This is a genomic window from Leucogemmata humicola, assembly GCF_055379415.1.
In genome coordinates this window covers 5,224,691-5,238,122 of record NZ_AP040875.1, presented here as the reverse complement: position 1 = coordinate 5,238,122, position 13,432 = coordinate 5,224,691, and the positions used below count along the sequence as shown (strand labels likewise).

The window sequence follows — 13,432 nt, the reverse complement described above, 5'->3', positions numbered from 1 at the left end:
CTGTATGAGCAAAGGCTTTAGGGGTACGAGACTCGGCCTCGGCAGGCAAGGCGAGTTCGACTTACTAAGCGCTCTGTAAGCGGCTGGGTTGATCGTTGGTGCGACCGCTCATATCCTGTGCGGGACCGCGAGCAACCCCCACCCGAGTGCTGCCTTCGCGATGACGATGCCCGAAGTCCCAAGCGGCGGCGCCGCGTCTGAACTGCCGGTTCATCTCACCCGGTTCATCGGGCGCGAGCGTGAACTCACGGAGCTGGTTGGTCTCGTCCAGGTTGCTCGACTTCTGACGTTGACCGGGGCTGGCGGCAGCGGAAAGACGCGACTCGCCGGCGAACTGGCGGTCCGCGCGTCTACGTCGTTTGCGCGGACGAACTGGGTGGATCTCGCGCCGATCACGAGCGGCGAACTGCTCGCCCAACATGTCGCCACCGCGCTGCACATTCACGAGCGACAAAACTCCACGGCACTCGGCCTTCTCATCGAAGCGCTTGGTCGTGACTGCACGGTGCTCGTACTCGACAACTGCGAGCACATCGTCGATGCGTGCGCGGCGCTGAGCGAAGCGCTGCTCCGCGCCTGTCCGCAGCTCACTGTGTTGGCGACGAGTCGCGAAGCGCTTGGCGTCGCGAGTGAAACGGCGTGGCTCGTTCCGCCGCTCGCTACCGCCGAAGCCATTCAGCTCTTTGGAGAGCGTGCGCGCCTCGCGCTCCCGACCTTCGTGCTCGGCGACGCGAACATTGCGTCAGTGAGCGAGATCTGTCGCCGGCTCGACGGAATTCCGCTCGCGATCGAGCTCGCCGCGGCCCGGGTGCGCGTGCTGTCGCCGGAGCAGATCGCTAGTCGTCTCGACGATGCGTTCCGCCTTCTCACCGGCGGGAGCCGCACTGCGTTGCCGCGTCATCGCACGCTGCGTGCGACGATGGAATGGAGCTTTGGGCTCCTGGGCGGGCGCGAGCAGGTTCTATTGCGACGTCTGTCCGTGTTCGCCGGTACGTTCACCCTCGACGCCGCCGAAGCGGTGTGTGCCGGCGATCCACTCGGCGTCGAGGACATTCTCGACGGCGTTGCCGCCCTCGTTGACAAATCTCTCATCGTGATGGGTTCTGGAGAGGGTGTCGCACGCTATCGTCTCCTCGAGACCGTGCGGCAGTACGGTGCGGAGCGACTCGACGAGGCGGGTGAGCGACGTACGGTCGCCTTGCGGTTCGCCGAGCAGTGTATTGCGACGGTCGAAGCAATCGCGCCGATGATCGTTGGTGGGCCGATCGAGCCGGGGCTGATCGAGCGGTTGAGCGCCGACCACGACAACATTCGCGCGGCGGCAAACTGGGCGTGCGCCGACGCCGCGCGTACCGAATTCGCCCTGCGTTTCGTTGGTGGACTGGGTTGGTTCTGGTACGCGCTCGGCCAGTTTCGTGAAGCCCGTCAGTTCTCCGATCGCGCGCTTTCCTTCGACGCATCTGGCATCGCTCCGTTGATCGTCGGGCGAGCGCGCTTATCGAGCGCTCTTACAGCATTCTTTCAAGGCGACAGTAAGCGCGCGTTCGTCGACTTCGAAGCTGCCATCCCGCTGCTGCGCGACTCTGGTGACGCGATCAGCATGGGCACCGCACTCTCGAAGTACGGTGCGTCGCGATTGCTTGCCGGCGATGTCGCATCATCGATCGAGATTCTCGATGAAGCGGTGGGGTTTATTCGCGAGACTCCGCCGAACGACATCACGCGCATCTTCGCCGAGTTCTGGCGCGGCTGGGCAGCGTATGCGCAGGGCGATCTCGATACGGCGCAGGAACTCGTTGGTCGGGTGCTTCGCACCGGGCGCGAATATGATTTACCAACGACAACAGGACACTCGCTGTCTGTGAGCGCACAGATCGAGCTCGCACGCGACAACGTCGATGCGGCGTGCGCACTCGTCGGCGAAGCGCTCGAGATCGAGGTCGCAAACGGTGACGGGTGGGGCATCGCGATCGCGCTCGACGGGATCACTCACGTTGCGGCGCGTCGCGATCGTATCGAAGACGCCGCGCGTCTGATCGGTGCGGTCGATGCGCATCGCAAGCGCATGGCGGTTGGACTTCCCGGTCTTGCGCCGCGCGAGCGAGAGGCGCTCATCGCGACGTTGCGCACAACGCACGGTTTGAACTTCGATGCGTTCTACGCAGAAGGAAGCGGCTGGACGACCGATCACGCCGTCGCGATGGCTCTCGCTGAAGCGGCGCGCCATACGGCGGAGCGTCGCATCGCCGTCGCTGCGCCCAGGGCACGTGAGCGAACGACAGAGCAGTCGCACCTGCGTGTGCTCGCGCTGGGTCCGTTGCAAGTATTCGTTGGCGACCGCGCGATCGATGCGTCCGCGTGGGGGTCGTCGCGACCGCGCGAACTGCTCGTCTACCTGTTGATGCACGCCGAAGGACGTACGAAAGAGCAGGTCGGCCTCGCGATGTGGCCCGAGGCGAGCTCCGAGCAGTTGCGCAACAATTTTCACGTCACGCTGCATCGTCTGCGAAAGACGCTAGGCGGTGCAGATTGGGTGACACATAGCGGCGATCGCTATCGCGTTGATCCGGCGTTGCTCGCGGAGTTCGATGTCTCCACGTTCGAAAACGAAATCGCCGAGGCAACGCGCGCACTGAAGCGAAAGGAGCCCAACGCAACGGCGAAGCTCGAGCATTCGCTGCATCGCTTTCGCGGCGACCTGCTCGACGGCGAACCCGTCGGCGATTGGCACTTGGAGCACCGTGATCGCCTGCAGCGCATCTATGTCGACGGGTTGATGCTGCTCGGTGCTCGACTCATTGCCGAGGAGCGCCACACGAAGGCGGCCGAGGCGTATCGGCGCGTGTTGGCGCGCGATGAGCTGCATGAGGAAGCGCTGGTGGCGCTGATGCGCGCGCAGGCCGCGATGGGCGAACGCGCGCAGGCACTGCGAGTGTATCGTCGGTACGTCGAGCGGCTGCGCGAGGAGTTGGACGCCGAGCCGGGCGAAGAGACGGCGGCCCTGTCCGAACAACTGCAACAGGGCGCCGCCGGCGGTTGAGCGAGTTTCAGCTCAACCGTGAATCATCGGTGCTTCGCTTCCAGCGCTTCGTCGACGCGATCAGCGATGTCTTGCCAGTGTGCTTTCGCCACGGAACCAGATGCAGCGGTGGCGTTGCGATGTGCGTCGTCGCGAATCTGACGCAGCTGTGCGCGCGCGAGCGCCGGAAGATCGCTGCGTTGAACGTTCGGCGCAGCGACGAACGGCGTCGGTGGCCCAGCGGGTCGTCCCGCCGCGGCAGCGGCGGCTGCACCAGCCTGCACTGCTGGAGCAGGCGGTGGATTCACAATCGCTGCGAGACGTTCGACGTACACGCGCTGCAACACGCGACGGTTGGCGTCGGGTGCGCCGGCCGTGAATACGTCTGCCTTGATGTCCGACAGGAATTCGGCAAGCGGGTATGCATTCGCTGCGTCGAGCTCCTCGGATTCAGCGAGACGCCCGAGTCGCGCGGGCGTGAGCAAAGCCGTGAGCACCGCCGACTGCCGAGTATCGAGCGCCGACGGTCCGAGTCGCGACGCAATGTCGGACGGCTCGAGCCACGTGGGCGTCGTGAACACGTTGGCACTCAGGAACGCGAGTGCTGCTTTCTGTTTCGCCCTGGGAACGACGCGATAGACATTCGCGCCCTGCTCGCTGCTCTTGAGGTCGACCGTCACGCCGCCAACGACCGTCGTGACGTGACCCATGTACGTCGACCACATGCCGAGCGTTTCGCCGTAGATCTCGTCGAGGTCGGAGTAGTCGTCGCCGGGACGCGTCGTCCACGACACGAGCTGCGGTACGACCTTCTTCATGTTCATCAAGGCATAGTTCGTCGCCTTCACCGGATCGTCGCCGAGGTCTTCGGTCTGCGAGCGCGGGTCGACGCCGCCGTACTGCTGCGGCACGTAGCGATAGGGCATCGCCGTCTTCTGGTTGACGAGCCAATCGTTGAGCGTCGTGTGCTCGGCGGCGGCTGTTTTCTGCGGCAGCACGCGATAGCCCCAGTTGATCGCGAAATCATCGAAGGGTCCAAGGCGGCGGATGTAGTCCTTCGGCTTGAGACCATCGCCTGGTTGTGCGACGTAGTTCTGTCGTGCGTAGTCCATGATCGTTGCGCTCACGCCGTACTTACTCGTGAACGTCGGGCTGCGAAGCGAGTCCACGGGGAAGCTCGACGACGCGACCATGTTGTGCTGAAGCCCGAGGGCGTGTCCGATCTCGTGCGCGATCACCTGGCGCATCGTTTCGCCCATCAACTCTTCGGGAATGTCGAGCGAACGCGCCATCGGGTTTGCAGCACCCGTCTCGATCATGAGGCGGTTGCGATACGAGCGCATGTGGTTGTGATACCAGACGATCTCGCTGTTGATGATCTCACCGCTGCGTGGGTCGGGCGTGCTCGGACCCATGGCGTTGCGAACGAGACTCGCGGCCCAGCGGACCATCGAGTAGCGCGCGTCATCCGGATCCCAGTCTGGATCCTGTTCGCGGTTGGGCGGTTCCTTGGCGAGGATGGCGTTCTTGAAACCTGCCTTCTCGAACACCTTCTGCCACGACTCGACGCCTTCTTTTACATAGCGACGCCACTTGGTTGGCGTTGCCGGATCGATGTAGTAGACGATCGGCTTGATCGGCTCCACGAGTTCGCCGCGCGCGTACGCCGCAGGATCCTTCGGCTCGAGGCGCCAGCGTGTGATGAACGTCTCTTCGGCAGCTTTCTGCTCGTCGAGGCCGTAGTTGATGCGCTTGACCGTGAAGTAGCCGACGCGTTCGTCGAACGCGCGTGGCTTCATCGGAACTTTGGGCAGCAGGATCATCGACTGACGCATCTCGAGTGAGATCGTGTTGCCCGTGCGATCGCCTGGCGCGTCGGACGCGTCGAACGTCTGGACCTGGCGGACTTCGACGTTGATCGGGAACGACCGAACGCCGCTCAGATAGCTGCGCGCTGGATCGAAGCGTCGAACACCATAGGTCCGGCGCTCGGCGGCGCTCAAACCGGAGATGGCCGGACTATCGCCGCCGAAGAAATCCGTGATGTCGACGACATAGCTGCTGCTGTCGTGCGAGAAAGCCTGAATTGGAAACGCGGCGAGAATCGGCGAGTAGTTGTTGTCGCGAACGCTCGCGGAAATCGGCAGCGAGTCGTCGGCGACGGCCGCGTAGCTGATGCTCTGAAGGTTCAGCCGATCATTCACCTTGCTCCACCGCACGACGCGTCTCGCGGCTTCGGTGCCGGCGAACGACATGCCGCCGGTTCCGGCTGGAACACCCGACACGCGACTGACGAGCAGGATGTCGCGATTCAGCAGCGAGTCAGGAACTTCGAAGAACCACTTGTCGTCGACCTTGTGGATGGTGATGCCGCCTTTTTCGGTTTGTGCCTTGGCGGTGATCACCTGCGCGTAGGGGCGCGGACGTCGTGGTTGTGCGGCAGCGCCGCCCGGGGCGGCCGCGTTGGCGGCTGGTGGCTGCTGCTGAGCGGGCGGAGACGCGGGCGGGTTCTGCGCGAGCGCCGGAACTGCACCGGCGATGACGAAGGCAAACCCGCAGAGCGGGAGATGGCGTCGCATGATGAGGAGGGCTGAGGGTGCTCGGAATCTCGCTGCCATTCCAAGGGGAAACCAGAAGCCCGCGACGCATCTCGCGATGTTGCTACACGGGCGCTATCGCACCCGAAACCCGGCCTGCACAGAACCAACTCGCAGTCTGTCGCCTGTGAACCCGCTAACCATGCGGCCCGCGACCACGAAGGCAAAATGTTTGACACCGGCGGCAGCGTCGACTTGAAGTTGCCCGCCCACACTGGGCGAATCGTGCGCGACGAACAACGCCGGACCAGCCATCGCACGAAGCGTCACGCCCGGAATTGCCCTCTCGATTCCAGCGAGCACCCCGGCGTGGAGCGAGCCTGGAAACCGCTCGAGGCATCCGCCGCCTGGCTCACCTGAAATCCTGCAGATATCGCCGCCCACCGCGGGCGTCCCGCTGGCGCCGAGGGAAAGTGCCCCGAAGACCGCTCTGTCATGATCAGGAACAAGGATGATCTCGGCCGCGAGTGCTGTGCGATCCCAATACTTGCCGCCTGCGCCGGAGCTCAGTCCCACCGTGGCGTCCAGCGCGAACGGATGGACAGCGCGCGTGGTTTGAGCGCCAAGTCGAGACGCCGCGAGCACGGTCAGAACCAGATAGAAGATCGATCGTCGACACATCGCGAGGCATGTAAAAGTGGGAGCACTGAAGCATCGATGAGAGTTCTATAATATTGTGTCGAGTTCGGCAAGGGTGCAGACCGGAATTCGCTTCGCTCCAGCCCGGCGCAGAGCGCGGCACGTGCCCTGCCGTGATCGGCGGCTCAACCGTGCGGAGGGCACATGGCAGACGAATCACGGAATCCTGACCCGTTCGACGACGAACTCGAAGTCGAACGCAAGCGCAAAGAAGCCGAGGAGAGGGCGCGTCGAGCGCAGGACAAGCTGCACCCGAATCCGCCGTACACCACGAAGCACGGCTTCACCGCGCCCAAATTCGGATCGGCCGGCAGCGGCGGGGCGGAGAACGAACCGGGACCCGAGAAAGACTAAGAGTCTTGCTCGCCTAGGGTGACCCGCTCGTCATCCGCGCGCGGCGGAGTACATTTGCTCTGTCACATTACCGGATGCGCGAGCGGATATCACCATGGCGGACAATGATCTCCGGAGGTTGGAGGCTGCGCTCGGCGCGGTCGCCAAGATCACGTCGGACGGCGACCCGGAACTGATCGGAGCGCGGTGCCCGAAGTGCGAGGCGTCGGAGTTCATCAATATCCCCGACCTCTATACCGAGGCCGTTGGGCGTATCGAGGAATCCCCGGAAGCCGGGGGAGCCGTTCACATCGGTGGTCTCACGGACGTGCAGATCGTCGCCAAGTTCAGACCGCCGCGTCGAAGGTCGGCCGGTGGGTTGGTGATCGCAGTCGCGATCCCGCTCGGTGCTGCAGCCGCGTATCTCTATCAACGCTTCGGTGACACGATTGGCCAGACGGCGATTCTCGTCGCCATCGTCACGGTCGTGATCGTTCTATTGACCTCGATCCGCCGACTCAGCGATCGCTACTATCGCGAACGTCGCCGCTGGCGCAGCCTGTTCATGTGCCGCAAATGCGGTCAGCTCGTCGCCTCGTAGCCGCTACTTCGACGTCGGCACGGCGATCACCGCATCGAACGCCGGCTTTGGTCTGCGGTCTCGCGCAAAGAGCAACGGGTAGTTCGTGCGTCCTGGGATCGGATAGCCATTCTTCCACGACATTCCGTCGTGCACGCCCCAGAGTGTGACGCGCGCGATCTTGTCGCGCTTCTTATAAAAAATCCGAAATAGCTCGGCATACCGATCGGCGAGCTGCTTCTGCACCGCGTCCGGAAGTCCGGTGCGGTACGGGTCCAGGAACGTCCTGAACTCCTCGAGTTGAAATTGCGGGTCGCTCATCACCGTGCCGATGATCTGGCCCTCCTTGGTCAACGGGAGGACGTCGACGTCCAGCTCCGTGATCATGACCTTCACACCGGTCGCCGCGAACGAATCGATCGCGGCCTCGATATACTCGGCCTTTGGGTAGTCGAGTCCCCAATGGGCCTGCATACCCACACCATCGATCCGAATGCCTTCTCGTTTCAACATACGAACGAGCCGGACGATTCCGTCGCGTTTCGTTGGCCGCCACTCGTTGAAATCGTTGTAGTACAGTTCGGCGTTCGGCGCGTACTGGCTAGCAAACTTGAATGACAGCTTCACTAGGCTATCGCCGTTACCGATGCCCTTGACCCACGTGGTGGGCCGGTACGAGCCGTCGTTGTCGATCACTTCGTTGACGACATCCCATGCGTTGATTCGCCCGGCATACCGTCCGGCCACGGCTTCAATGTGCGCGCGCAGTCGCTCCACTTGCGCCTCGCGCGTGTTGGGTTTTCCGTTCGCGTCCTGAAAAAACCAAGCGGGCGTCTGATTGTGCCACACCAACGTGTGTCCCACGATGAACATGTGATGCTGTTCACCGAATGCAACGTACGCGTCGGCCGGCCCCCAGTTGAATACACCGGGTTGTGGATTCACCGCCTCGGCCTTGAGGACATTCTCAGCGGTGATCGTGTTGAAGTGCCGAACTACGAGACCGCGCGTCGCCGAGTCAGTGCCGGAGACGATGCCGTCATTCACTGCGGTACCAATGAGAAACGCGCCGCGATACGCGTCCTTGAGCGTTGCTGCGGGTGGCCTCGACGACACGTGCGCGTATCCGCCGAGTAGAACGCTCGCACTGAGGAGGAGAATGCCTCTATTCATCGTTCACGTTTCGATCTCGCGAGGGTGTTCGGTTTTCGCAGCGTTCGCTCGAGGTGAGGTTACTCGGATCAATCAGCTTCCGTAAGCCGTGCTCGAGTGTCTGGAGTCGCTGGCCGTGAGTACGCATGGCTCCGGTGTAGCGAGTCGCGCGCAATAGGTTTCCTGGAACTCTGTGCGAGCGGTGGTGATGCGTATTGCGCGGCCCGAGGAGCGCGCGGCTCGAACATCGAGCCATCCTCTGCAGGTGATCATTCGATCGGCGGCGATTGCACTCGGAAGTGTCGGCGTTGCCACGCTCGGCACATTCTTGCTCGCACCGTACATCGCGCGCGGCGTGTTTCTGCTCTTTTACGCCGCCATTGTCCTTTCCGCCTCGTACGGGGGCGTGACGGGCGGCGTCGTCGCCATGGCGCTGGGGACACTCGTCCTCCGTTTCGCCATCATTCCGCGCTATCAAATCTTCGATCTTCGTATTCCCAACGACGCGATTCTTCTCGTGTCGTTTGTTGTCGTGTCTTCGCTCTTCATCATATTTGCCGCGGCGATGCGCGCCGTCCGACGACGAGCGCGTGCCGCAACGATCGAGCTCGAGTATGCGAACGCCGACCTTGTAGGCGCACTCGAGGAGGCGAATCGCGCGCGCGGCGAAGCGATGCAGCAGGCGGAGCGACTGCGACTTGTAGATCAGGCGAGCAGGATTCTCGGATCCTCGCTCGACTACGAGACGACGGTCGCCGCAGCCGCGCGTCTCGCCGTGCCCGATCTCGCGGATTGGTGCAGCGTGGACGTCCTCGTTGGTAACCAGATCAAACAGCTCGCGTCGAAGCACATCGACACGCCAGTCCTTCGACACATGAGTGAGGTCAGAGCCCGCTATGATCTCGACGCCAGCGCGAACACCGGCTTAGCGAGCGTAATTCGCACGGGCGAAGCTCAGTTTGTTCCGCACGTAACCGACGAGTATCTCGCGGCGCAGGCCCGCAGCCCGGAACACGGAGAGGTCCTGCGTACGCTCGGCATTCGCTCGGTGATCATCGTCCCGATGACCGCTCGCGGCGTGATCATTGGAACGCTGACTTTGATCAGCACTCGCGACGATCGTGTCTTCGATGAAGGGCTCCTCGCGCTGGCCAACGACATCGCCGGCCGTGCCGCGATCGCGATCGACAACGCGCGGCTGTATCACACGTCGGTCGTCGCGAACGACGCGAAGGCGAACTTTCTGGCGACGATGAGCCACGAACTGCGGACGCCGCTCACCGCCATCATTGGCTACGAGGAGTTGCTCGCCGAGGGGATTACCGGCGAGATCAACGAGGCGCAGGCGAAGCAACTCGGCCGCATCAAGGTGAGCGCGCGGCAGCTGCTCGGCCTCATCGAAGAGATTCTACTCTACGCACGCGTCGAAGCAGGCCGCGAAACGGTCACCGCTACAGACGTCAACGCCAAGCAAATCGTCGAGGAGGCACTTACCGCAGTGATGCCGATGGCACAGGGCAAGCAGCTCTCGCTCGTCGCTCGAGACATCGACCCAGCGCTCACTCTGCGAACTGACGGAAAAAAGCTTTGCCAGATGCTCATCAATCTCCTCGCCAATGCCGTGAAGTTCACGGAGCGTGGGGACGTTACGGTGAAGGTTTTTCCTCGCGATGCTGACGTCGTCTTCGAGGTTCAGGATACCGGAATCGGCATCGCGCCCGAGAACATCGAGAACATCTTCGAAGCCTTCTGGCAAGTCGAGCAGAGCAAGACTCGGAAGGCTGGAGGCAGCGGGCTGGGACTCAGCACTACGCGTCAGCTCGCCAATGCACTCGGCGGCGACGTGTCGGTGACGAGCGAACCGCGTGTTGGCAGCACCTTTCGAATCGTTCTCCCGAGGGAGCAGGCGCCGAGCTAGCGCTTCTCCGCGGACAGGAGTCGCGCCAAACGCTTTTTGGCGTCGGCGACGCGCGGCTGGAGCTCTGGGTCAGCGTTCTTCCAGAGATCTATGAACAGCCGATACTGCTCGATGGCCTTGTCGGGTTTCCCCATCGATTCGTAGAGCTGCCCAAGACGCTCGCGGATCGCGGGAACGCGCAGCGGATCCAACTCCGGAGTCGCCTTGAACCAATACGGCGTGGCGAGATATCGCTCGAACGCCGCGGTGGCAGAATCCGGCTTTCCGGCGGCGTCGAATGCACGACCGAGATCGAACGAGAGACAGGGCGCGCACTCGTTGGCAGGTTTGCCATCGAAGGCGATGTCTCCCTGGCGGAACTCGGTTATCGCATCGAGTGGCTTACCGGCGGCGAGCGCGATCTCAGCGAGCGCGTCATGCAAACGCGGCTGTTGAACGCGACGGATCGACGTGTCCGTCATCTCCGAGTGGTACCGGGCGATCAGCGCCCGCGCCTTGTCGACGCTCCCCGCACGCGCGAGTGCGCCCGCCACTTCGAGGTATGGCCGGTCGATCATCGGCAGCTGCTGAAACGGAATCTGCGCAATCGCGGCATCGAGTCGACCGGCGTCTGCCGGTGTGGGGCCTTTGACCTCCATCTCGATCCAGACGTTGAACGCGGCGTCATCGGGCATCGGCACATCGCGCGTGAAGCCGCGTTCCTTCGTGAACGTCGCATAGTCGCGGAGGCGGCCGTCGAGTAACGCCAACGAGCGCGACGCATCGAGCCCGGAGCGACGGCGTGCTTCGCCGCCCCGGCGCATCAGGCTATCGGTAAGCGAACGCACCGCGCGGCTGTCGCCCTGCGCGTACGACACACTCAGCCGCCGGTTGGTGCCGTAGCCGAGCGAAACTTCCGCGAGGCGCGCGGTAGTCGTCGCAGCTTCCTTGAGCTTTCCTTGATTCAACTGCATTTCAACCGTGTTTCCGAGCGCGGTTCCGTTGCCGGGCCCAAGACGTACCGCCGCGACGTTGAGCGACTCGGCGCGTGCATACTCGCGCCGGGTTCGAAGCTCTTCGCCGAGGTTGACCAACAGGGCCGACGTCGTGTCTCCGCGCCGGAGAATCTCTTCGTACGCGGCGATCGCCTTGCCGCGATCACGACCCGGCCCGAACGCGTAGTAGCGCGCAACGATCATGTCGCGTTCGCGCGCTGGGAGCCGTTGGCGATAGCGGTACGCCTGTGTCATTGCCGAGTCCATGGCGGACTGTGTACCGCCGTAGTTCGACAACACCGCGGCGAGCGAACTCCACGCCGTTGCAAAGGTGGAGTCGAGCGCGACCGCCTCGCGGGCGATCGCCACTGCCCGATCGTCGCCGACGAGGTTTGCCCTGACGCCCTCGCTGTATTTGCGGAGCGCCTCCAACGAGCTCGTCGTGACCGCCGCGAGAGACGGCGTCGCATTGATGGCGTGGAGCGATTCTCCCGCTCTAGCTCGCAGCGCACGCGCCAGCTTGTCCGCCGCGTCGATCAGTCCGCGCGGCCCGTTGCCCGTTTCGCGAAACGAGGCGAGCTCGATGCCCGAGTCGGCGCGCACGAGGCGAATGGAGACGATGTATCCACCTTCCACGCCCGTGACGTCGCCGTCGACGATCGCCTTCAGCCCAGCGCGCGCGGCGATCTCTTTGGCCACTGCCATGGTGACTGGCGTGTCCTTCGGTCGCGTCATGCGTTCGAGCTCGGACACGATCGCGGCCGGCGCCATGAGCGTGAATGCGGACGATCCGGTCAATCCGGCGCGCACCGCATCACTCACCACGCGTCCAAGCGTCGAGTCGGCGTTCGTCGTCTTGAAGTCGGTGAGAATGATTGGATCGCGCTGCTTCATTCTTCCTGACGCGATGAGCGACCCGAACGGTCCGACGCCAAGCGCCCGCATTGCCATGAACGCGGCGATGACGATGATGAATCCACCGACCGCGAACACTCCGCCCCGCGCCGTGCGATACCAACTCACCCTCGGCGCAGCTTTCAGTGCGATGTTGGCGATCGTGCCATGCGTGTTGGCCAGGGTGCCGCCAGGCGTGTACGTCGGCGTTGCCGCGAGCGCTCGGCGAGTCACGCGTTGCACGTAACCAGTCCAGAGAACCACAGGCAGTCCGAGCGCCATCACGACGAGCGAACCTGGGAAAACCCAGTCAGGCAATCCGATGCCAACGATCGCCGCTTTCGCGACGACTGCCACGACGACGAATGCCGCGGCGTAAATCGCGAGTGCTTTCCAGAACATCCGCGGACCGCCGAACAGAACCGCCGGCATCGCGGGCGTTCCGGCTCCGCTCGTGATCGTGTCCAGCACCCGCACGATATCGCCAGCCGTTTGCGGCCGATCGTTCGGATCTTTCGCCAGGCAACGAATCACCAAATCGGCGAGCGGCGCAGGAACGTCGAGACGCAACTCGGCGATCGGACGCGGCGCTTCGCCCATGTGCGCGGCGAGCATTCGCTGCGGTGTGCGGTCGGGGAACACAGGTCGTCCCGACAGCAGCTCGTACGTCATTGCACCGAGCGCATAGATGTCGGCGCGATGATCGATGTTCTCGTCGCCGGCGGCTTGCTCCGGCGCCATGTACGCAGGCGTCCCGATCGACGTTCCGATTTGCGTGAGCGTCGCGCCGCCGGAACCAGTACGCGCGGCGCTGATGGCCTTCGCGATACCGAAGTCGGTCACGACTGCCGTGCCGCCGGAAAGCAGAACATTGTCGGGCTTGATGTCGCGGTGCACGATGCCGCGCTGATGCGCGTACGCGAGCGCCTTCGACACGTCCTTCATGATGCCGACGACTTCCGTGATCGCGAGCGGACCATTGCCGAGGTGCGCGCGCAGCGACTCGCCCTCGACGTAGGGCATCGTATAGAAGGGCAGGCCGTCCGTCTCGCCCGTGGTGAGCACCGGGACGATGTTCGCCTGTTGCAGCGCTGCGACCGTGCGGATCTCGCGCTCGAATCGATCGGCGCTCAACCCCTGCGCGAGATCCGGGGACAGAACTTTCACCACTACTTTTCGCTCGAGCTTCAACTCCTCGGCGACGAAGACGCGGCTCATGCCGCCGCCGCCAAGTTCGCGTTCTAGGCGGTAGGCGTCACCGAGCGACTGTTGGAGCTGAACCCGCAACGAAGTGCTCAAGGAGGGAAAATCCGCCTGCGAAAGTGA

Annotated in this window: 8 protein-coding genes; 4 read left to right on the top strand and 4 right to left on the bottom strand. The window is 63.5% G+C overall.

Features of this window, described 5'->3' with window-relative positions; genetic code table 11:
- Positions 1–166 precede the first annotated feature (166 nt).
- Entirely contained in the window at positions 167–3,040 is a 2,874-nt protein-coding gene (locus AC6H4Z_RS22530) for a BTAD domain-containing putative transcriptional regulator (RefSeq protein ID WP_497544219.1), read from the top strand.
- 23 nt (positions 3,041–3,063) lie between these two features.
- Here AC6H4Z_RS22530 and AC6H4Z_RS22525 read toward each other — a convergent pair whose 3' ends face one another.
- Entirely contained in the window at positions 3,064–5,598 is a 2,535-nt protein-coding gene (locus AC6H4Z_RS22525; protein WP_497544218.1) for a zinc-dependent metalloprotease, read from the bottom strand.
- Between the two features lie 93 nt (positions 5,599–5,691).
- Complete coding sequence (locus tag AC6H4Z_RS22520; protein WP_497544217.1) at positions 5,692–6,237, bottom strand: hypothetical protein; 546 nt, start codon at positions 6,235–6,237, stop codon at positions 5,692–5,694.
- Positions 6,238–6,399: 162 nt separating this feature from the next.
- On the opposite strand from AC6H4Z_RS22520, the gene AC6H4Z_RS22515 reads away from it, so the two are divergent.
- Positions 6,400–6,609, top strand: a complete 210-nt coding sequence (locus tag AC6H4Z_RS22515) for a hypothetical protein (protein ID WP_497544216.1) — start codon at positions 6,400–6,402, stop codon at positions 6,607–6,609.
- Positions 6,610–6,703: 94 nt separating this feature from the next.
- A complete protein-coding gene (locus AC6H4Z_RS22510; RefSeq protein ID WP_497544215.1) occupies positions 6,704–7,189 on the top strand; it encodes a hypothetical protein in 486 nt (161 codons plus the stop codon).
- Positions 7,190–7,192: 3 nt separating this feature from the next.
- On the opposite strand, the gene AC6H4Z_RS22505 is transcribed toward AC6H4Z_RS22510, so the two are convergent.
- Positions 7,193–8,341, bottom strand: a complete 1,149-nt coding sequence (locus tag AC6H4Z_RS22505; protein ID WP_497544214.1) for an endo-1,4-beta-xylanase — start codon at positions 8,339–8,341, stop codon at positions 7,193–7,195.
- A gap of 187 nt (positions 8,342–8,528) precedes the next feature.
- On the opposite strand from AC6H4Z_RS22505, the gene AC6H4Z_RS22500 reads away from it, so the two are divergent.
- Entirely contained in the window at positions 8,529–10,238 is a 1,710-nt protein-coding gene (locus tag AC6H4Z_RS22500; protein WP_497544213.1) for an ATP-binding protein, read from the top strand.
- Here the strand turns inward: AC6H4Z_RS22500 and AC6H4Z_RS22495 are convergent.
- Positions 10,235–13,393, bottom strand: a complete 3,159-nt coding sequence (locus AC6H4Z_RS22495) for a protein kinase domain-containing protein (RefSeq protein WP_497544212.1) — start codon at positions 13,391–13,393, stop codon at positions 10,235–10,237. The genes AC6H4Z_RS22500 and AC6H4Z_RS22495 overlap by 4 nt on opposite strands.
- Positions 13,394–13,432 lie beyond the last annotated feature (39 nt).

Coding starts and splice junctions, on each gene's coding strand:
- AC6H4Z_RS22530 (WP_497544219.1), top strand. CDS start 167: ATGCCCGAAGTCCCAAGCGGCGGCGCCGCGTCTGAACTGCCGGTTCAT.
- AC6H4Z_RS22525 (WP_497544218.1), bottom strand. CDS start 5,598: ATGCGACGCCATCTCCCGCTCTGCGGGTTTGCCTTCGTCATCGCCGGT.
- AC6H4Z_RS22520 (WP_497544217.1), bottom strand. CDS start 6,237: ATGTGTCGACGATCGATCTTCTATCTGGTTCTGACCGTGCTCGCGGCG.
- AC6H4Z_RS22515 (WP_497544216.1), top strand. CDS start 6,400: ATGGCAGACGAATCACGGAATCCTGACCCGTTCGACGACGAACTCGAA.
- AC6H4Z_RS22510 (WP_497544215.1), top strand. CDS start 6,704: ATGGCGGACAATGATCTCCGGAGGTTGGAGGCTGCGCTCGGCGCGGTC.
- AC6H4Z_RS22505 (WP_497544214.1), bottom strand. CDS start 8,341: ATGAATAGAGGCATTCTCCTCCTCAGTGCGAGCGTTCTACTCGGCGGA.
- AC6H4Z_RS22500 (WP_497544213.1), top strand. CDS start 8,529: ATGCGTATTGCGCGGCCCGAGGAGCGCGCGGCTCGAACATCGAGCCAT.